Source organism: Nocardia sp. NPDC019323 (assembly GCF_044389845.1).
GTDB lineage: Bacteria > Actinomycetota > Actinomycetes > Mycobacteriales > Mycobacteriaceae > Nocardia > Nocardia implantans.
Map to the genome: position 1 here is coordinate 1,027,726 of NZ_JBIRYN010000002.1, position 18,696 is coordinate 1,046,421.

18 protein-coding genes are annotated in these 18,696 nt (G+C 68.7%); 9 read left to right on the forward strand and 9 right to left on the reverse strand.

The features are described from left to right. Positions 1–121: 121 nt before the first annotated feature. Together ACH49X_RS12200 and ACH49X_RS12205 are read right to left on the reverse strand one after the other, a co-directional pair. Positions 122–331 (reverse strand): DUF397 domain-containing protein, encoded by a 210-nt coding sequence (locus ACH49X_RS12200; protein WP_195080668.1) that lies wholly within the window; start codon positions 329–331, stop codon positions 122–124. Continuing rightward, a complete protein-coding gene (locus ACH49X_RS12205) occupies positions 328–1,209 on the reverse strand; it encodes a helix-turn-helix transcriptional regulator (protein WP_357207422.1) in 882 nt (293 codons plus the stop codon). Before ACH49X_RS12205 ends, ACH49X_RS12200 begins: the two co-directional genes overlap by 4 nt. A gap of 596 nt (positions 1,210–1,805) precedes the next feature. Between ACH49X_RS12205 and ACH49X_RS12210 the strand changes: the two genes are divergently transcribed. The 7 genes from ACH49X_RS12210 to ACH49X_RS12240 all read left to right on the forward strand — a co-directional run bounded on the left by ACH49X_RS12210 (position 1,806) and on the right by ACH49X_RS12240 (position 9,482). Beyond that, positions 1,806–2,177, forward strand: coding sequence for a hypothetical protein (locus ACH49X_RS12210; RefSeq protein ID WP_357207425.1), 372 nt, complete (start codon positions 1,806–1,808; stop codon positions 2,175–2,177). A 206-nt stretch (positions 2,178–2,383) separates the two neighbouring features. Next, positions 2,384–2,515: a hypothetical protein gene (locus ACH49X_RS12215; RefSeq protein WP_323124547.1), complete on the forward strand. Its 132-nt coding sequence runs from the start codon at positions 2,384–2,386 to the stop codon at positions 2,513–2,515. Positions 2,516–3,246: 731 nt separating this feature from the next. Next, the gene (gene aceA / locus ACH49X_RS12220) at positions 3,247–4,536 is read left to right on the forward strand and encodes an isocitrate lyase (protein ID WP_067797205.1); all 1,290 of its coding nucleotides are present in this window, start codon (positions 3,247–3,249) and stop codon (positions 4,534–4,536) included. A 280-nt stretch (positions 4,537–4,816) separates the two neighbouring features. Beyond that, a complete protein-coding gene (locus ACH49X_RS12225; protein WP_063017438.1) occupies positions 4,817–5,686 on the forward strand; it encodes a 3-hydroxybutyryl-CoA dehydrogenase in 870 nt (289 codons plus the stop codon). A 394-nt stretch (positions 5,687–6,080) separates the two neighbouring features. Then, the gene (metE, locus tag ACH49X_RS12230; protein WP_195080664.1) at positions 6,081–8,387 is read left to right on the forward strand and encodes a 5-methyltetrahydropteroyltriglutamate--homocysteine S-methyltransferase; all 2,307 of its coding nucleotides are present in this window, start codon (positions 6,081–6,083) and stop codon (positions 8,385–8,387) included. Between the two features lie 106 nt (positions 8,388–8,493). Next, positions 8,494–8,916: a VOC family protein gene (locus ACH49X_RS12235; protein WP_195080663.1), complete on the forward strand. Its 423-nt coding sequence runs from the start codon at positions 8,494–8,496 to the stop codon at positions 8,914–8,916. Next, positions 8,916–9,482, forward strand: coding sequence for a TetR/AcrR family transcriptional regulator (locus tag ACH49X_RS12240; protein ID WP_195080662.1), 567 nt, complete (start codon positions 8,916–8,918; stop codon positions 9,480–9,482). The genes ACH49X_RS12235 and ACH49X_RS12240 overlap by 1 nt, the downstream gene beginning before the upstream one ends. Here the strand turns inward: ACH49X_RS12240 and ACH49X_RS12245 are convergent. Next, positions 9,472–10,797, reverse strand: a complete 1,326-nt coding sequence (locus ACH49X_RS12245) for a tetratricopeptide repeat protein (protein ID WP_324722495.1) — start codon at positions 10,795–10,797, stop codon at positions 9,472–9,474. The two genes, ACH49X_RS12240 and ACH49X_RS12245, sit on opposite strands and share 11 nt — an antisense overlap. A gap of 112 nt (positions 10,798–10,909) precedes the next feature. After that, positions 10,910–11,473: a TetR/AcrR family transcriptional regulator gene (locus ACH49X_RS12250; protein WP_195080660.1), complete on the reverse strand. Its 564-nt coding sequence runs from the start codon at positions 11,471–11,473 to the stop codon at positions 10,910–10,912. Between the two features lie 119 nt (positions 11,474–11,592). Here ACH49X_RS12250 and ACH49X_RS12255 point away from each other — a divergent pair, with 119 nt between their 5' ends. Beyond that, the gene (locus tag ACH49X_RS12255; protein WP_357207427.1) at positions 11,593–12,885 is read left to right on the forward strand and encodes a hypothetical protein; all 1,293 of its coding nucleotides are present in this window, start codon (positions 11,593–11,595) and stop codon (positions 12,883–12,885) included. Positions 12,886–13,004: 119 nt separating this feature from the next. On the opposite strand, the gene ACH49X_RS12260 is transcribed toward ACH49X_RS12255, so the two are convergent. After that, positions 13,005–14,198 carry an AI-2E family transporter gene (locus ACH49X_RS12260; protein WP_323124548.1) on the reverse strand — a complete coding sequence of 398 codons (1,194 nt, stop codon included), beginning with the start codon at positions 14,196–14,198 and terminating at the stop codon, positions 13,005–13,007. Positions 14,199–14,271: 73 nt separating this feature from the next. After that, complete coding sequence (locus tag ACH49X_RS12265; RefSeq protein WP_195080658.1) at positions 14,272–15,324, reverse strand: NAD(P)-dependent alcohol dehydrogenase; 1,053 nt, start codon at positions 15,322–15,324, stop codon at positions 14,272–14,274. A gap of 157 nt (positions 15,325–15,481) precedes the next feature. Here ACH49X_RS12265 and ACH49X_RS12270 point away from each other — a divergent pair, with 157 nt between their 5' ends. Beyond that, on the forward strand, positions 15,482–16,606 hold the full coding sequence (locus ACH49X_RS12270; protein ID WP_195080657.1) for a S1C family serine protease: 1,125 nt from the start codon (positions 15,482–15,484) through the stop codon (positions 16,604–16,606). A gap of 6 nt (positions 16,607–16,612) precedes the next feature. Here the strand turns inward: ACH49X_RS12270 and ACH49X_RS12275 are convergent, their stop codons facing one another. The 3 genes from ACH49X_RS12275 to ACH49X_RS12285 all read right to left on the reverse strand — a co-directional run bounded on the left by ACH49X_RS12275 (position 16,613) and on the right by ACH49X_RS12285 (position 18,687). Beyond that, positions 16,613–17,179, reverse strand: a complete 567-nt coding sequence (locus ACH49X_RS12275) for a vitamin K epoxide reductase family protein (protein ID WP_195080656.1) — start codon at positions 17,177–17,179, stop codon at positions 16,613–16,615. Beyond that, positions 17,176–17,943: a thioredoxin domain-containing protein gene (locus tag ACH49X_RS12280; RefSeq protein WP_357207428.1), complete on the reverse strand. Its 768-nt coding sequence runs from the start codon at positions 17,941–17,943 to the stop codon at positions 17,176–17,178. Before ACH49X_RS12280 ends, ACH49X_RS12275 begins: the two co-directional genes overlap by 4 nt. Before the next feature lie 168 nt (positions 17,944–18,111). Next, on the reverse strand, positions 18,112–18,687 hold the full coding sequence (locus ACH49X_RS12285) for a TetR-like C-terminal domain-containing protein (protein WP_357207430.1): 576 nt from the start codon (positions 18,685–18,687) through the stop codon (positions 18,112–18,114). Positions 18,688–18,696: the final 9 nt, after the last annotated feature.

An 18,696-nucleotide genomic window follows, 5' to 3' on the forward strand; every position in this document is an offset into this window, starting at 1 on the left:
AACGCGAGAAGGGCTCTCGCTCATGTGCCACTCGTGAGCCGGAATAGTCGATACGACAGCGGTCCGTACCTGAGAATGCATGTCCTGGTACGGGCCGCGTGTTGGCGAGCAGGAAGCGTGCTCACTCTGCGAAATCGAACCCACCATCGGTGATGGTTGACGTGAAGGCGTCCCAATCGGAGGGCGTGAAGATCAACGCTGGCCCGGAGGAGTTCTTGGAGTCACGGACACCGACCATGCCTCCGGTGAGATGTGCGACCTCGACGCAGTCTTTGCCGGTGCCGCTGCGACTGCTTTTAAACCACTTCGCCGTCGATAGGTCGGCACTCACGCTCCGTACTCCTCTGCAATTGCCACCAGCAGCGCTCGGGACTCGTCCTCGCTCAGTGCCGCACTCTCGACACTTGACCGCGCGGTCTGGTACTGATCGATCTCGTCGGGTTTGTCCAGGTACAGGGCCCCAGTGTAGCCCTCGACGTAAATCACGGGCGGCTCGGTCAACGACGGGTTCGGGTGTTCGGGAAACTCCAGCAATACAAAGGAACCTGCCTCCAGTCCGAGGTAGGAACCGGCGCTCAGTGGAACGATTCGGATGGATATGTTCGGGAAGCCGCTCAGTTCCGCCAAATGACTGGACTGGGCTGCCATGACCGCAGCGCCACCGATCTGGTGGCGCAACGTCGCCTCGCTCAGTCTCACGTCCAGGCTGAATCGGTCAGGTGGTTCCTGAAGCCGTGCTTGTCGTTTGGTGAGCAACTCGATGTGCCGGTCGATTGCGTCATCGGTCAACGCTGGGATGAAGGCCTTGGCAACGGCACGGCGGTAGTCGGCTGTCTGCACCAAACCTGGCAGCAAGGTCAATTGAAACGACGTGACATGGCAGGCGGCCTGTTCGAGCACGACGAACAAGTCCGTGTTCGCAAACATCGCGTCGCTGTAGGACTGCCACCAACCCGTCTTGCGTGCCTCTTCCGCCAGCCAGAGCAGCGCTTGCCGGTCGTCGTCATTCGCGTCGTACACGTCGCACAGTGCTCGGATCACCATCTTCTTGACCATGGCGACCTGGCCGTTCTCCAAGCGCCACAACGTTTGTGAACTCATCTCGGACAGCTTGGCCGCCTTGTCCCTGGTGAGTCCGGCGTTCTCGCGCAGCTCGAGCAGGCGTCGAGCCAGCAGTCTGCGCGGAAGAGTCGTCGTCTGGGCTGCCACGCGAACCCCCACCTTTCGTTAGCAGTGCTATGAAAGCATTCCAGTTGATCTGGAATGAATCTTCCTGTGTCCAATCATATTGTTATCACTCCATTTTCGGGCTGAATGGTGCTGTACTCGCTGTGTGCCACGCGCCTGGGGCGCTCGCGGGAACCGCGCCGGTGCCGCAGGTCGGACGTATCGCTACGAAAATGCTGGGGGTTGTGGATGAACAGGCAAGTCGTGGATGTCGGCTCGAGTCTCGGCTCGGCCGCGAGTGGGGAAGAGCCGAAGGCCATCGGGCTCGTTCGCAGTGACGTGTCCGGTGCGGACGCAGCACGGCATGCCGAGGCAGTGCAGCGGCATGCTCTCGCGCTCGGCTATCAATACGTCTACACGGTTCGTCCACCGGCCGATGTCGATGATCCGATCGGGTAGGTGCTCTCGATCGCGGGCGGGCTCGGGATCGAAGTGCTCGTTGTTTTCGATCTCGAGCATGTGGACAACCGGCCCGCGTTGGTCTGTGACGCGGGGTTCGATCTGGAAACCGTTTGCCCACAGTGCACTTGGGCGCGGTCGGCGCAGGCTGCGCCGAGGGTCGGAGTCGGGGCGGCGTGATGGATCGACACGTGATCCTGGCTCCGCCGCGCGTCTGCGCATCCGCTGATCTCGGGTTGGCGCACCAGCAGATGCAGCGTCACCGCGCCTGCCGGATCGAGCAGTGCGCCTGGAAGTGGGTCGCCTACTGCACGCTGGTGCAGAGCGGCCGGATCGATCCGCAGCAGTTCAGTCCGCGTGAACGTGCTCATCGTCGCGGTATCGCTTTCCCGCTCGACGACAGCGAGCGTGGACCGGCGCTCGAGGGGACGCCGGACGTGGTGACCTTTCAACAGGTGCTCGACGGGCTCGCGCAGTTGGCGCTGCCTCCGGCGGGCGCGGACAACGGCTGTGTCGCGGAAGGCGAGCGGCCGTGGGCATGTGGCAAATAGTGCACAGCATTCTCGCCGTGGTCGGAGGTGGCGCGTTCGCCGCGGTCGGTGTCGCATGCGTCTGGCCGATCGCCCGACCGCGCCGTCCCGACCGCCCGCGTAATCCCGCCCGTGCCCGTTGTTCCTTGCGGCCGGTGACCTGGCCGGAGGCGTGGACGTGTAGCCGACCGCGGCAAGCCTCCACGCTCGCTGACGCTCATCGCGCGATGCAGTTGCATCGCGACCACGACTGCCCCCGCAAGCGCGCCGCCTTCGCGGCATTGATCGCGGCCGGGCGCATCACGCCGGACTCCGCGCGCCGACCCCGGCTATGGGGATGGTCCGAGGAATCCGACTGACGGCCTTCGGGCGCATGGCGGGTGCTGAGCGGCGGGCATGGCGGGCAGCTGCGGGGTGCGCATGGCGGGTGCCGAGCGGCGGGCATGACGGGCAGCTGCGGAGCGCGCATGGCGGCTGCCGAGCAGCGGGTATGACGGATAGTTGCGGAGCGCGCAGGGCGGGGTGCCGAGTGGTGGGCGTAGCGGGCAGCTGCGGAGCGCGGATGGCGGTGCCGGGCGGCGGGCATGGCGGGCTGCTGCGGAGCGTGGATGGCGGTGCCGGGCAGTGGGCGTGGCGGGCGGCTGCGGAGCGCGCAGGGCGGGCGGAGCAGGCATGCTCCGGGGTTCGGAAACCGAGGAGGCCGGGTGATCGGAGCCGGTGATCGACGCGTGGCATGGACCACAGGAGTTCTGTGAAGGTCCTCACAGTTGGGAATGGCAGCGCCGGGGTAAAGGGGGCCGCTCGCCGATCGCTAACAGTACGAGCGTTACGCTAAAACCCCATGTCAGAGCTACCGGCCGGTAGATTGCACTGCTGCAATTCGGGGGCAAATTTTGCAGGGTTAGCAAAGAGGGTGGAAAACCTAGCTTAGATTCACACTAACAACAGGTAGACGGCTATTTCTTCGTGTGCCATCGTGTGGAAGTACACCCCAAGGGCCTAGCAAGCCTGCAAATCGCCGCTCCAGCAGTACGAGCTGTTTCGTAGCTCGAACCGGGCGGCGGCACCGAACGAAGAAGTGGAGTCACAGATGTCGACCACCGGCACCCCGAGGACCGCCGCGGAAATCCAGAAGGATTGGGACACCAACCCCCGCTGGAAGGGCGTCACCCGTAACTACACCGCGGAGCAGGTGTCGAAGCTCCAGGGCACCGTCGTCGAGGAGCACACCCTCGCCCGCCGCGGCTCGGAGATCCTGTGGGATCTCGTCAACAACGAGGACTACATCAACTCCCTCGGCGCCCTCACCGGCAACCAGGCCGTCCAGCAGGTCCGCGCCGGTCTGAAGGCCATCTACCTGTCGGGTTGGCAGGTCGCCGGTGACGCGAACCTCTCCGGCCACACCTACCCCGACCAGTCGCTGTACCCGGCCAACTCGGTTCCGGCCGTGGTCCGCCGCATCAACAACGCGCTGCTGCGCGCCGACGAGATCGCCAAGATCGAGAACGACACCTCCGTGTCGAACTGGCTGGCCCCCATCGTCGCCGACGCCGAGGCCGGCTTCGGTGGCGCGCTGAACGCCTACGAGCTGCAGAAGGCCATGATCGCCTCCGGCGCCGCCGGTGTGCACTGGGAGGACCAGCTGGCCTCCGAGAAGAAGTGCGGCCACCTGGGCGGCAAGGTGCTGATCCCGACCCAGCAGCACATCCGCACCCTGACCTCCGCGCGTCTGGCCGCCGACGTCGCCGACGTGCCGTCGGTGATCATCGCCCGCACCGACGCCGAGGCCGCCACCCTGATCACCTCGGACGTGGACGAGCGCGACCGTGAGTTCCTGGACGGCACCCGCACCCCCGAGGGCTTCTTCGGTGTGAAGAACGGCATCGAGCCCTGCATCGCGCGTGCCAAGGCCTACGCCCCCTACGCCGACCTGATCTGGATGGAGACCGGCGTGCCGGACCTCGAGGTCGCGCGCAAGTTCGCCGAGGCCGTCCGTGGCGAGTTCCCGGACCAGCTGCTGGCCTACAACTGCTCGCCGTCCTTCAACTGGAAGGCCCACCTGGACGACGCGACCATCGCGAAGTTCCAGCGTGAGCTCGGCGCGATGGGCTTCAAGTTCCAGTTCATCACCCTGGCCGGCTTCCACTCGCTCAACTACGGCATGTTCGACCTGGCCTACGGCTACGCCCGCGAGGGCATGACCGCCTTCGTCGACCTGCAGGAGCGCGAGTTCAAGGCCGCCGCCGAGCGTGGCTTCACCGCCATCAAGCACCAGCGTGAGGTCGGCGCGGGCTACTTCGACACCATCGCCACCACCGTCGACCCGAACACCTCGACGGCCGCGCTGAAGGGCTCGACCGAAGAGGGTCAGTTTCATTAAGCCGCGAACGGCGCTCGATGGCCCTCGCGCGTGGGTGGTTGCGTAAGCAGCCGAACTCACGAACCGATGCCCACAACCGGTACTAGCCGAGGGAAGTGAGGTTCCCGACGTGAAAACCGACATTCCTCTACTCCGGTAGGGGTGTACTGCCCTCCCCGCTGAACAGCCCCGGCGGGGAGGGCATCCCTATACCTTGGACCATCGAAGGACGCGCTCACACCGGAGCGAAACCTTCGCAGACCAGCCACCCCAGAGCCAGACAACCCAGCAGGAGCGGGACGTGAGCAGCGAAAAGATCCAACGCGTCGGCATCATCGGCGCCGGCCAGATGGGCGCCGGAATCGCGGAGGTGTGTGCCAGGGCGCACGTCGACGTACTGGTGTACGAGCAGACCCGGGAACTGGCCGCGGCGGGCCGCGCACGCATCCTGCGGTCCCTCGATCGCGGTGTGAGCAGCGGCAAGATCACCGAGCGCGAGCGCGAACAGGCCGCGTGGCGGCTGCGGTTCACCTCCGACCTCGGCGACTTCGCCGACCGCCAGCTGGTGGTCGAGGCGGTGCTCGAGGACGAGAAGGTGAAGACGAGCATCTTCGCCGAACTCGACAAGGTCGTCACCGACCCCTCGGCCGTGCTGGCCTCCAACACCTCCTCCATCCCGATCATGAAGATCGCGGTCGCCACGGCGAACCCCGAGCGCGTGGTCGGCATGCACTTCTTCAATCCCGTCCCGGTGCTGCCGCTGGTCGAGCTGGTCACCACGCTCAAGACCAGCGAGTCGGTCTCCGCGCGGGCCGAGGCCTTCGCCGGCGACGTGCTCGGCAAGCAGGTCGTGCGCTCGGCCGACCGCTCCGGTTTCGTCGTCAACGCGCTGCTGGTGCCGTACCTGCTGTCGGCGATCCGCATGGTGGAGTCCGGTTTCGCCACCAAGGAGGACGTCGACAAGGCGATGGTGCTCGGCTGCGCCCACCCGATGGGCCCGCTGGCGCTGACCGACCTGGTCGGCCTGGACACCGTGAAGTCCATCGCCGACTCCATGTACGGCGAATTCAAAGAGCCGCTGTACTCGGCCCCTCCGCTGCTGATGCGCATGGTGGAGGCGGGACTGCTCGGCAAGAAGACCGGCGCGGGCTTCTACCAGTACCGTGCTTGATTTGCAGCGCCTGCGGCGCTGCATGTTCGCGGCCCCTGGGAGTCTCGCGTCCGAGCGTCCGCCGCTCGCGCTTGCGGCGCATGCGTGACGGACACTCGGACGCGAGACGGGCCGCGAACGGTGCTCGTAAGACTCGCACCCGACGGGGCTGAGAATGCGAGCACAACTATCTGCCAGCGGGTGCGCCGCGGCGATGGCTCCCAGCCGGTGGCGCTGTCCGACCTCGACGCGGAGCCGACCAGATCGGTGTCGCCGAGCCGGTGACGGCAATCGGCATAAGCTGCAACAGCCGGGCAATGGCGACGGTTCGGCTGGGTATCCGGAGCGCAGCGCCGGATCGATCCGTCGATCCCGGCAAGGGCCGCGCAGGTGATCGAAAGAAGGTATCCCGCTCATGGTGAACGTGACCGACGGCTACGGGTCGAGCATCCTCGGCTATCCCAGGATCGGGCCGCACCGCGAGCTCAAGCGGGCGCTGGAGGCCTACTGGCACGGTTCGCTCGAGCGCGAGGAGCTGCTCGCGGTCGGCCGGGAGATCCAGGAGACCCAGTTCAACGAGCTGGCCGCCACCGGATTGACCCAGGTGCCCGGCAACACCTTCTCCTTCTACGACCACGTGCTCGACAACGCGCTGCTGTTCGGCGCGGTGCCCAAGCGGTTCGAGCCGTATCGCGAAGGCCTGCATCCACTGGACTTCTACTTCCTGATGGCCCGCGGCCGGCCGGACCTGCCGCCGCTGGAGCTGGTCCGGTTCTTCGGCACGAACTATCACTACCGCCAGCCGGAAGTCGACGCCGACACCGAGTTCTCGCTGCACCCGGAGGCGCTGCTCGACGAATTCGACCGCGCGAAGGCGGTGGGCATCGAGCTGCGGCCGGTGGTCATCGGCCCGGTGTCGCTGCTGCTGCTGTCCAAGGCCGGGCACATCCCCGGTGAGTCCGGCGGATTCGACACGCTGAGCCTGCTGGACAAGCTGCTGCCGGTCTACGAGGAACTGTTCGAGATCCTCGCCAAGCGCGGCGCCACCTGCGTGCAGCTGGACGAGCCCGCGTTCACCAGCGAGCGCACGCCCGCGGAACTGGCCGCGTTCGAGTCGGCCTATCAGCGGCTCGGCAAGGCCCCGCTGCGCCCGCGCATCCTGGTCACCGGACAGTACGGCGACTTCGGCGAGGCGCTGACCATCCTCGCGAGCACGAACATCGAGGCGATCGGCCTCGACCTCGCCAGCCACCGGATGCGCCCGGAGGATCTGGCGCGGGTGCCCGGCATCCGCCGCAAGCGCCTGTACGCGGGCGTGATCAGCGGACGCAACGTCTGGCGCGCCGACCGCTACGTCACGCTGGAATACCTCAACGAGCTGGCGCAGGTGTGCCCCGATCTGGTGGTCTCGACCGGCACCACGCTGCTGCACGTGCCCTACGACCTGCTGGTCGAATACGACCTCGACGGGCACGTCGCCGACCGCCTCGCGTTCGCGAAACAGAAGGTGGGCGAAGTGGTCTCGCTCGCGAAGGCGCTCACCGAAGGCCCCTCGGACAAGTGGCGCAAGCGGCCCACGGAGGTGCACTTCAAGCAGAAGCACGCCGTGCGGCAGCGGGTCTACGCCATCACCTCGGACATGCGCTCGCGGGAGCCCTACGAGGTGCGCCGGGAAGCCCAGCAGCGCAAGCTGAACCTGCCGCCGGTGCCCGCCACCACGCTCGGCTCCTTCCCGCAGACCGCCCGCATCCGCCAGGCGCGCTATGAACTCGGTCAGGGCCGGTTGTCCTACGAGGAGTACCGCAAGCGGATCGAGGCCGAGATCGAGGCCACGATCCGGTTGCAGGAGGACATCGGCCTGGACGTGCTGGTGCACGGCGAGCACGAACGCAACGACATGATCCAGTACTTCGCCGAGCTGCTCGACGGTTTCGCGACCACCCACTTCGGCTGGGTGCAGGTGTACGGCTCCCGCTGCGTGCGGCCGCCGATCATCTACGGCGACGTGTCGCGGCCCGCGCCGATGTCGGTGGACTGGATCACCTACGCGCAGTCGCTCACCGACAAGCCGGTCAAAGGCATGGTCACCGGGCCGGTCACCATGATCGCCCGCTCCTTCGTCCGGCAGGACCAGCCCCTGCACGAGACCGCCGACCAGGTGGCGCTGGCCATCCGCGACGAGGTGGTCGACCTGGAGAAGGCTGGCATCGCGATCATCCAGGTCGACGAGCCCGCGATCCGGGAGATGCTGCCGCTGCGCCCTGAGGGCCGCGCCGAGTACTTGCGCTGGGCGATCGGCGCGTTCCGCCTGGCTACGTCCGGGGTGCAGGCGGAGACCCAGATCCACACGCACATCGGGTATTCCGGCCGCGCCGAGGTGGTCGAGGCGATCGAAGAACTGGACGCCGATGTCACCGCCATCGTCGCGACGCGCTCGATCGACTGGGTGCTGCGGGCGCTGAAGGAGGACTGCGCCACCGGTCACGGACTCAGCCACGGCGTCGGCCCCGGCGTGTACGAGAGCCGGTCCGCGCGGATCCCGGATATCGACGAGCTGGACGAATTGCTCACCGCGGCAGCCGAAGCGGTGACGCCGCAGCGGTTGTGGGCGAATCCGGACGGCGGCCTGAAGACCCGGCACTACTGGCAGCTGGAGCCGTCGCTGCGCAACATGGTCGCGGCGGCGCGTCGCGTCCGCAGGCGCGTGGAGTCCGCCGAGTGAGCTGATCAGAAGGTGCCGAGGGCCGTCTTCGTTCGATCGAACGGGGACGGCCCTCGGCATTTCTTCGGTGCCGATTTCAGTACAGTCCGTACTGTATCGTTGAACTATGGACACCGATGACAGCTGGCCCGACTCTCTGCGCGTCGCTCAGGTCCGTATCGCCCGCCCGACCGACCGGCTCGACGAGGTGGTGCGGTTCTATGTCGAAGGGCTCGGCCTGCGCGAGCTCTACCGCTTCCACGACCACGCGGGCTACGACGGGGTGATGGTCGGATTGCCAGGAGCCGGGTACCACCTGGAATTCACCACGCATGTGCACGGCAGCCCTGGCGACGCGCCGAGCCGGGAGAACCTGCTGGTGCTCTACTTCGCGGGCGAGTCGCACATGTACGACGTCGCACAGCGGCTCGGTGAGTTCGGCGTCGAACCGGTGGAGGCGGAGAATCCGTTCTGGGCCGCCAACGGAGGCTTGACCTTTCCCGATCCGGACGGCTGGCGTGTTGTCCTGATGCCGCGCCCGGTGTTCTGATGGCGGGGCGAACCCGTGACGACCGCATCGACACCGCGGTGCTCGCCGCCGCGCGTGAACTGCTCGACGAGGTGGGATACGCGGACTTGTCCATCGGCCGGGTCGCGGCGAGGGCGGGCCTGCACCGACCGGCGATCTACCGCAGATGGCCGTCGAAGCGGCACCTGGTGGTGGACGTGGTCGCCGGACTGCTCGGCGTGCGACCGACCCCCGACACCGGCGACCTGCGCGCCGACCTGACCGGCGCCATGCGAGATCTGGTTGCGGCCCTGCGCGATACGTCGCTGCACCGGGTGCTGCCCGCGCTGGTCGCCGACCTGTCCGGTGACGAGCGGTTGCGCGCCCATTTCCTGGCCACCGTCTTCGAACCGCGGCGGCAAACCACCGCGACGGCGTTGCGCTCGGCCATCGCGCGCGGCGAAGTGGACCCGGACATCGATCTGGATTTCGTGCTGGACGCGGTCGCCGCGCCGATCTACTACCGGGCGTTGTTCGGGCACCTGCCGCTCACCGACGAACTCGCCGAGCGGTCGGTCGCGGCCGTGCTGCGCGCGATCAGCCGCTGACGGCGGGCAGCGTGCTGAGCGTCGCGAGCACCTCGGTGGCGGCGTCGGCCACCGCGGCGGCCTCGGCCATGGCCAGCGCGGCCGCGGTGGCGGCACGCACGCGCGGCAGCAGCGCCAAGCAGGCCGCGGCGGCGGCGCGGTCGGCCGGGGTGAGCTCGGCGTCGTCCTCGGCGGCGGATTGCCATGCCGCGGTGGCGATCACCTCGTGCAGCCAGTTGAGCAGATCCAGGCGCAGCGGTTGCGGCTCGCGCAGCCAGGCGCGGGCGTAGGTCACGTCGGTGCGCTCGTGCAGCAGGGCGCCGAGCACGACCTCGGCGGCGGGCGCGGTGACGGAGTAGATCGAACCCTGGTGCAGCACGGCGGAGTACAGGAAGACGATCCCGCGCGCCTGCTCCTCGACGGCCGCGCTGATCAGGTCGGCGAGCATGGCGGGAGCGTCGCTCGCCGATCCGTGGGCGTGCGCCAGCCCGGCCCAGTCCGTCTCGCGCAGCACGGTCGCCGCGCGTTCGTGGTAGATCGGCGCGAGCGCCGCCGCCGTCCGGACGCGGGCTTCGGCATCCGTCGAATCGAGGGCGCGCTGGAAGGCCGCCAGCGCCACGTCCGGCTCGCCGAGCTGCTCGCTGAACACCCCGATGTCGAAACTGGCCCGCGCGGCCACGGCGGGATCGTCCGCTTCGGCCAAGGACCGGCTGACCTCCCTGGCCCCCGCCAGATCGCCCGCCTCGCTCAGGTGCTGGACCAGGTCGCCCGCGACGATGAGCGACTGCTCCGCCGGCCAGCCGTCGATGACGGTGCGGTAGGCGGCTTTGACGCCGTCCAGGTCGTCGGCGGTGCGCAGCAGGTAGGCCAGGTTGGACAGGGCGAGCCGCGCGATGTCGCCGGGGCCCGCGTCGATCGCGTGCTGGTAAGCCAGGCGCGCCGAGTCCGCGTCCCCACGCTTGGCGCGCGAATAACCGAGATTGATCCAGGCCCGCGGCGCCGCGTCGGGATGACCGGATTCGGCGGCGCGCTCGTACATCGCTTCGGCCGCCGCGGTGTCGCCGCGCTCGGCCAGCAGCAGGCCGAGGTTGTAGGCCGCGCGCGGCGCCGCGTCCTCATGGCCTGAGTCGACCGCGACGTGGTAGGCGCCTTCCGCGGCCGGTTTGTCACCCGTCGCGCTGAGCAGCCCGCCGAGCTCGGCGGCGGCCAACGGCGCCCAGTTCGGATGGCCGGAGGCGATGGCGATCTGGAACGCCTCGCGCGCGGCCGCCACGTCGTTGCGCCTGCGGTGCATCTTGCCGAGGTCGAAGGCCAGGTCCGGCGGCCGCTTCAGCATTGTTCCCATCCAGCCTCGGCACCGAGTGGTGCGATCCTTTTCCGAGAAGTTCTACATCGGCGGGCGACCCATGGCTACCCGAGGCGTGGGATACGCCGGGACGACCGGCGGTTCAGTCGCCGAGTTCGGTTGCGAGAGCGCGCAATCCGGCGATCACCTCGTCGGGTGACGGCGCGTGTTCCGGATCGACCAGCCACTGGGCCATGAGACCACCGATCAACGCGTGCAGCACAGCGCCGACGGCGCGGTCGGTCGCCGCGCCTCGGGTCGGGCCGAACAGCTGCCAGAGCTGCTCGCGAGCGTTTTCCTCCGCGATCGCCAGCTCGGCGCGCACCTCGGGGGAGTGCAGCGCCTGCGCCATACCTTCGATATTCGCCGACCAGAGCGGACGGTCCTCGACGAACGAAGCGATGAGCTCGCGCCAGAAGACTTCCAGGCGCGCCGCCGGTGTCACGGGGTCGTCCTGCGGCAACGCCGCGGCGATCCGCTGTACCGCTTCCGCGCTGGATTCGATCATCGCCTGGTTGAGCAGCTTGTCCCTGGTGCCGAAGTGGTAGTTGATCGCGGCCAGGTTGCTGCCGGAGGCGGCGACTATCTCGCGCACGGTCGTGCGCGCGTAGCCGCGCTCGGCCAAGCACCGCTTGGCCGCGGCGAGAAGGTCTTCGCGGGTTCCCACCCCAGCACCTTAGCAAGGGGCCATACGGACGTTTATGACGATCGTTTCAAACGTTTGTATGTGACAAGCGTTTGAAACATGCGTATGTTGGGCTCATCCCCGCGAGAAGGAACGAGATGATGACCGATCAGCGCCCCCTGTCCCCCTTCGAAAGCAGCTACTTCGGCTCCGACACCAGAATCGGCAGCATCCCGGTGGGCGGCATGCCGCTGTTCATCGGTTCGACCGTGCGAGGCGACCTCGACGTGTCCGCGCTACGCCGCGTGATCGCCGACTTGGCGGCCGCGCATCCGCTCCTGCGCAGCGAACAGGTGGACGCCGGGGGAGTGCGATGCTTCCGGCGCGACGACTCCTACCGGCCCCGCTTGACGATCACCGAGGGCGGCGAGCCGGAGTACCTGAATTTGCTGAACACGCCGCAGGACTGGACCGGAGGGCTGTTCCACGCGCATCTCCTGCGCGACGGCGAGCACGATCGGATCGTGCTGGCCATCCACCACGGCATCGCCGACGGCAGATCCGCTTTCGCGCTGCTCGCGCAACTGTGGGAGCGGTACACCGCCCAGGTGACGGGTGCGCCCGCACCACACGCGAATCCGGATCAGAGCTTGCCCGAGGCGATGGACACCAGGCTGGCGCGCATCGTCTCCGCCGAGGAGGTCGCCGGGCTGCTCGACCTGATGCGCGCGGGCGCGGAAATGATGACCGCCGATCTCACGCCGCGACAGCTGCCCCATCTCGGTGAGGGCGCGCACCGGCCGAACCGGTTGACGCTGGAGCGCATCGAATTGGACGACATCGAGACCGCCGCGGTGATCGCCGCCGCCCGAGTCCACGGCGTCTCGGTGAACAGCCTCGTCGCGGGAGCGGCATTCGCCGCCTTCCGAGCCCGGCTGCAGCCGTCGGCGGGAGCGCTGCCGATGGTCTGCGGCCACGCGGTCGACGTCCGGGCGGATCTCGTGCCGCCGCTGCCCGCGAGCACCGTGCTCAACTGCGTGTCGGGGGTGGGCACATTCGCGCTCGTCGACGCGGACGCCGACCCGATCGCGCTGGCACACGCGGTGGCGTCGGGCATGCGCGCCTCGGTCGAGCGCAAGGAGGCACTGCTGATGATGCTCGCCGCCCAGCAGGTCGGCGACCCGGCGACCGCCGCACTGCTCTCGGCGCCGAATACCTTCGCCATCTCGAACATCGGCCGCCTGCAGGCCCTTTCGGTTCCGCCGCGGTTGCGGATCGTCCGCAACGACGTCTTCGCGATGGTGGCGGGCATGCCGCCGAAACTCACCGTGTTCACCATCGGCGACCGGATGACCATCCAAGTGGAATACGACACCGCGCGCCACAGCCCCGCGCAGCTGGGCGAAGTACGCCAGGCGCTGATCCGGACCTTGGCCACCGCCCGCGCCGCCTAGCTACGCGCCGACGCACCACCGACAGCTCGTGACTTCAGCGGATCACGCAGGGAGCGCCCGGCCGGGTTCGGCCGGATCATTCGAACGCCACGGCATGCGTCGTCTCACCCGGTCGCGAGTCAGTCCGAGCGGTCGTGACGGCCCGCGAAACGAAGCGTCAACTGCCTGGCGAACTTCTTGCGGCGCTTGGGAGAGCCCGTCCGGCGATCGATGTCGGCCTCCACGTCGGCCGGGACGTCGTAGCGGCGGATGTACGCGCCGGAGAACGCCTGCACCGTCGCGGTCACCGGGATGGCGAGCAGCGCGCCCGTCGCGCCGAGTAGCGCGGCGCCCGCCAGCACCGCCCCGAACGCGACGGCCGGGTGCATGTCCAGAGTGGTGGCGGTGATGCGCGGTTGCAGCACATAGTTCTCGAACTGCTGGTAGAGCACGATGAAGCCGAGGATCCACAGCGCGGTGCTCGGCCCGTGCACCAGACCCACGATCACCGGGAGCGCACCGGCGAGATAGGTGCCGACCGTGGGGATGAACTGGGAGACCACGCCGACCCACAGCGCGAGGGCGAACGCCGACGGCACGTCCAGCAGTCGCAGCATGACGTAGTGCGCGAGCGTCGAGGCGAGCGCGAGCAGTCCGCGGGAATAGATGTAGCCGCCGGTCTTGTCCACCGCGATGTCCCAGGCGCGCAGGACGTGCCGCTGCCGCCGTGGCGGCAGGAGCGAGCAGACGGCGGTGCGGATCCGGGGCCCGTCGGCGGCGAAGTAGTAGGTGAACAGCAGGATGCCGAGACCCTGGAACAGCGCCCCGAGAGCGGCCGTGCCGATGCCCCAGACGTTGCCCGCCAACCCGGTGAGATAGCCCTCCAGGGTCGAACTCCAGTCGGTGGCGTACTTCTGGATGTCCGTACTGGACAGATCCTTGTGGAAAGTGTGGTTGATCCAGTCCACGCCCCGGTCGGCGTATTCGGGCGCGTGCTGCACCAACGTGGTGACCTGCTCCACCAGCAGCGCACCGAGCGTCCAGAAGAAGGCGACGACGAGGGCGGTCAGGCCGAGGAATACCAAACCGGTCGCGGGGCCGCGCCGCATGCCGCGCCGCGCCAGCGAATTCACCGCCGGTTCGATCGCGAAAGCCAGGAACAGGGAGACCAGCAGAATCGTCAGCAGGCTCCGCAGTCGCTCGAGCACCCAGAAGGCGGCCAGCAACCCGGTGACCGTCGCGGCGGCGAGCAGGAACGCGCGTGGCAGCCACGGCGGCATGCCGGGTGCGGCGATGGCCGGTTGTGGCGTCTCGTCTTCGTCCTCCGCGGGCACAAGGCCAAGGTACCCACGCCGCGAGCGGTTCGCGGCCAGACACCGCGCGGCCGCGCCGGTGCGGAGAGCGGGCTCACATGGTGGAGACGTCGATGACGAACCGGTAGCGCACGTCGCTGGCCACGACCCGGTCGTAGGCGCCGTCGATCTCGTCGGCGGCGATCAGCTCGATCTCCGCGCCGATGCCGTGCTCGGCGCAGAAGTTCAGCATCTCCTGGGTCTGCGCGATCCCGCCGATCATCGAGCCGGCCAGCGAGCGGCGGTACGCGGCGAGGTTGAACGGCTTGACGCTCATCGGGTGCTCGGGCAGGCCGAGGATCACCAGGGTGCCGTCCAGGTTCAGCAGGCGCAGGTAGTCGTCGATCGGCAGGTTCGCCGAGACCGTGTTGAGGATCAGGTCGAACCGGCCGCGCAGCTCGCGGAAGGTCTGCTTGTCGCTGGTGGCGTAGTAGCCGGTCGCGCCGAAGAGCTTGCCGTCGTCCTGCTTGCTCAGCGAGTGGCTCAGCACGGTGACCTCGGCGCCCATCGCGGCCGCGAGCTTCACCCCGACGTGGCCGAGCCCGCCCATGCCGATGATGGCGACCTTCTTGCCCGGCCCCGCGCCCCAGTGCCGCAGCGGGGAGTACAGCGTGACGCCCGCGCACAGCAGCGGCGCCGCGACGTCCAGACCGATGCCGTCGGGGATGGCGACCACGAAGTTCTCGGTCACCACGATCTGCGTCGAGTAACCGCCGAGCGTGTGCCCGCCGGGCTCGACCGCCGGGTCGACCGGGGTGTTGTAGGTCATGGTCGCGCCCGCGGTGCAGTACTGCTCCTCGTCGGCCAGGCACGGCGCGCAGACGCCGCAGGAATCGACCATGCAACCGACGCCGACGCGATCGCCGACCCGATGCTTGGTCACCGCGGATCCGACCGCGGCGACCACGCCCGCGATCTCGTGACCGGGCACGCAGGGGTAGCGGGTGCGGCCCCACTCGTCGCGCGCGGTGTGGATGTCGGAATGGCAGATACCCGCGAACTTGATGTCGATCAGCACGTCGCGCGGGCCCAGGTCCCTGCGTTGGATCGTGACCTTCTCGAACGAGCCATCGGGAGTGGACAGGGCGTAGGCGGCGGCAGTGCTCATGAGGACATGCCTACCGCCGCATGGGTGCGGTTGCCAACTGTGACACGAAAAAGACACGCTCACGGGCCGTTTTTCCGGCGGGCTGCCCGGTTCGATGATCTTCGGCGCGCGCAGCGGCGACAATGGGTTCGGGAGGTTCGGCCGAGGCGGGAGAGCCATGGACGAAGAACGGCAGCAGTGGATCGGGGCGCGGCGCGCGCCGGGCGGTGGCCGGGTGTTCGTGCTGGTCGTCACGCTCATGATCATGATCGCCGCGTTCCTCGGGTATCGCGGCGATCTCCCCGCCCGCGATCGGACCGGCCCGGCCGGGACGGCGGCCTCGGTCGTGTTCGCTCCGCCCGAGCCGCTCGACGCGGGAGTGGTCACCGCGGCGGTGCGGCCCGCGCTGGTCAACATCAACGCCTCGGCCGAACGATCCGGGCCGGGTGCGGCGGGGTCGGGCATCGTCCTCACCGCCGACGGCGAGGTGCTCACCAGCCATCACGTGGTCAAGGGCGCCGACACCGTGACCGCGACCGATGTGGGCAACGGCAAGGCCTACGACGCGGTGGTGCTCGGCTACGACGCCGAGGCCGACATCGCCCTGCTCGACCTGTCGGCGGCCGACGGGCTGCCGACCGCGACCATCGGCAGTTCCGGCGCGTTGCGGCTGCGTGAGGAGGTGCTCGCCATCGGCAACGCGGGCGGCGCCGGCGGGCCGCCCACCGCGGTGCACGGCCCGCTCACCGACCTGGACAGCGCCATCGTGGCGATCAACGCCGCCGATCTGTCGCGCAAGGCGCTCAACGGGATGCTGGAGGTGGCGGCGGCGGTCACGCCGGGACAGTCCGGGGGAGCCCTGGTCGACCACAAGGCGTCGGTCGTCGGCGTGATCGCCGCGGCGTCGGGCGATGGGGCGCGCACCGCCGACCATCCGGCGAACGGCTACGCGGTGCCGATCGACGCCGCGATGCGAGTGGTCCAGCAGATTCGCTCGGGAACCCCGACCGACACCGTGCACATCGGCCCGACGGCCACGCTCGGCGTGCTCGTCTCCAACGCGCTGCCCGCTGGGACCGGTGCCCGCGTGGACATGGCGATCTACGGCATGCCCGCCTTTGCCGCCGGTCTGGCCGCAGGAGACGTGATCACCTCGCTCGACGACCACACCGTCACCAGCGCCCAGTCGCTGCGCACCGCGCTGAACAGGCGCAAGCCCAACGAGACCGTCCGATTGGGCATCACCGGCGCCGGCGGCGCGCGCACCGTGCCGGTGGCGCTGGTCCAGGGACCGCCGAACTGATCGGTCTCAGACCAGCGACAGCCAGTAGTCCTGGAAGCGCAGGAACACCAGCACCAGCACGACCGCGAAGAACAGCGCGACGATCGTCCAGCGCCACTCGGCGAGCACGCCGAGCGGACCGCGCGAGCGCCCCCACAGCTGGTCGGTGCTCACCGCGAGCAGCGGCGTGATGATCGCCCACACCACCATGCAGTACGGGCACAGCGCGTTGATCCGGTACAGGCTCTGGAAGATCAGCCAGCAGATGAACCCGACGCCGAGCAGGGTGCCCAGCCACATCCCGCCCCAGACCCAGCGCGGGAAGCCGACGCCGGCCACCGACAGCACGCCCAGTGTGACGACGACCGAGAACCCCACGATGCCCATCAGCGGGTTCGGGAACCCGAAGATCGAGGCCTGATCGGTCACCATCACCGACCCGCAGGACAGGATCGGGTTGATGCTGCACGACGGCGTGTAACCGGGATCGGTGAACAGCTTGAACCGTTCCACGGTCAACGCCACCGCGGCCAGCCAGCCGGCCAGCCCGCCGATCAACAGGACCCACGCGGCCCGGGGCCCCGCGGCGATCACTGGCCCGCGGCGGCGCTGATCACGGGTGCGAGGCCGCCTGCGCCGAAGATCTGCTGGCTGGTCTCGACCTTCTTGCCGTTCACGAACACCGACGGGGTGGACTGGATGCCGCTGTCCAGCACTTCCTTGGTGCGGGCCTGGACGTACTTGTCGTACTTGTGGTCGGTGATGCACTGGGCGACCGCGTCGTCGGTGTAGCCGGCGCTCTTGGCGATCTGGACCAGCTGATCGTCGGGCAGGCCGGCGCCGCCCTCCGCGGGCTGCTGGGCGTACATCGTCTTCAGCCAGGCCTGGTACTTCGACGGGTCGGCTTCGGCGACGCAGTAGGAGGCGTTGGCCGCGCGCGAGGAGTAGCGCGTGGTGGACGCCTTGTCCAGGAAGGCGATCACGTTGTATTCGACGACCGCGGTGCCGCTGGCGACCGCGTCCTCGAGCACCTGCCCGTTCGCCGCCTCGAACGCCTTGCAGGCGGGGCACTGCAGATCGGCGACGACCCGCACGGTGACCTTCGCGTCCGGCTTGCCGACGCGGACGGCGCCGTTGTCGGTGATCGAGGCGGGCACGGCGCCCGCGGTCGCGGCGATGGACGGGGTGGGTCCTGGATCGTCCTTGCGGTTCTTCTTCACCGCGATGCCGATGCCGATCGCCGCGATCAGCGCGACGAGCACGGCGGCGACGGCCACCTGGATCAAGATCTTGCGGTTGCGGTCGGCGCGTTCCGCCGCCAGCAGCGGGTTCGACTTCCCACCCTGGTTCTTGCTCACCGTGCGCTCACCACGCCTTTCGCTCGCCGGACGGTTTTCCTGCCGCCACGATCGTAGATCCGCCGACCATCTCCCCGGGTGATCGGCCCACAGCCGTCATCATCGTCGGCCTACCTGAGAGATTCCGAAATATCCGGTCCTGCCGCCGCGAACCCGATCCGGCCCCGTTCAGCGCGGCAGGATGCCCATGAGCACGAGCGTGACGGCGTCGCGTGCCAGCTCCGGCGGCAGCTCGCCGTCGAACTGGGTGACGTACAGGTGGACCAGCCCGCCGAGGGCCAGCATGGTCAGCCGGGGATCCACGGTCGCCGCCACGTCGCCGCGTGCGACGGCGCGCCGGACGATCTCTTCGGACGACGCCAGCCGCCGGACCCAGAATTCGCGCCGGATCGCCTCGACGTCGGGATCGGATTCGACGAGCACGCTGCCGCGGATCAGGGCCCGGCCGGACGGCGTGCGCGCGAAGCGGATGAGATCGGTCGTGAACCGCTCCAGATCGCCGCGCAACGACCCGGTGTCCGGCAGCGGGATCTCTTCGGCCACCCGCGACAGCAAGGCGTCCAGCAGCAAGCGGGGCAGCGTCTTCCAGCGGCGGTAGATCGATGTCTCGTGCACGCCCGCGTCGGCGGCGACGTCGGCGACCCGCACGGCGCCGATGCCCGCCGACTCGATCCTGGCCAGGGTCGCGTCCAGCACGGCTTCGCGCAGACGCGCGCCGCGGATCTGCGCGGGGGGCTTACTCACCGGGCGATT

Bases quoted from the DNA above. Each gene is read 5' to 3' on its own strand.
- ACH49X_RS12210 (WP_357207425.1), top strand. From the start codon at position 1,806: ATGGATCGACACGTGATCCTGGCTCCGCCGCGCGTCTGCGCATCCGCT.
- ACH49X_RS12215 (WP_323124547.1), top strand. From the start codon at position 2,384: ATGCAGTTGCATCGCGACCACGACTGCCCCCGCAAGCGCGCCGCCTTC.
- aceA (WP_067797205.1), top strand. From the start codon at position 3,247: ATGTCGACCACCGGCACCCCGAGGACCGCCGCGGAAATCCAGAAGGAT.
- metE (WP_195080664.1), top strand. From the start codon at position 6,081: ATGGTGAACGTGACCGACGGCTACGGGTCGAGCATCCTCGGCTATCCC.
- ACH49X_RS12235 (WP_195080663.1), top strand. From the start codon at position 8,494: ATGGACACCGATGACAGCTGGCCCGACTCTCTGCGCGTCGCTCAGGTC.
- ACH49X_RS12240 (WP_195080662.1), top strand. From the start codon at position 8,916: ATGGCGGGGCGAACCCGTGACGACCGCATCGACACCGCGGTGCTCGCC.
- ACH49X_RS12245 (WP_324722495.1), bottom strand. From the start codon at position 10,797: ATGCTGAAGCGGCCGCCGGACCTGGCCTTCGACCTCGGCAAGATGCAC.
- ACH49X_RS12255 (WP_357207427.1), top strand. From the start codon at position 11,593: ATGACCGATCAGCGCCCCCTGTCCCCCTTCGAAAGCAGCTACTTCGGC.
- ACH49X_RS12265 (WP_195080658.1), bottom strand. From the start codon at position 15,324: ATGAGCACTGCCGCCGCCTACGCCCTGTCCACTCCCGATGGCTCGTTC.
- ACH49X_RS12270 (WP_195080657.1), top strand. From the start codon at position 15,482: ATGGACGAAGAACGGCAGCAGTGGATCGGGGCGCGGCGCGCGCCGGGC.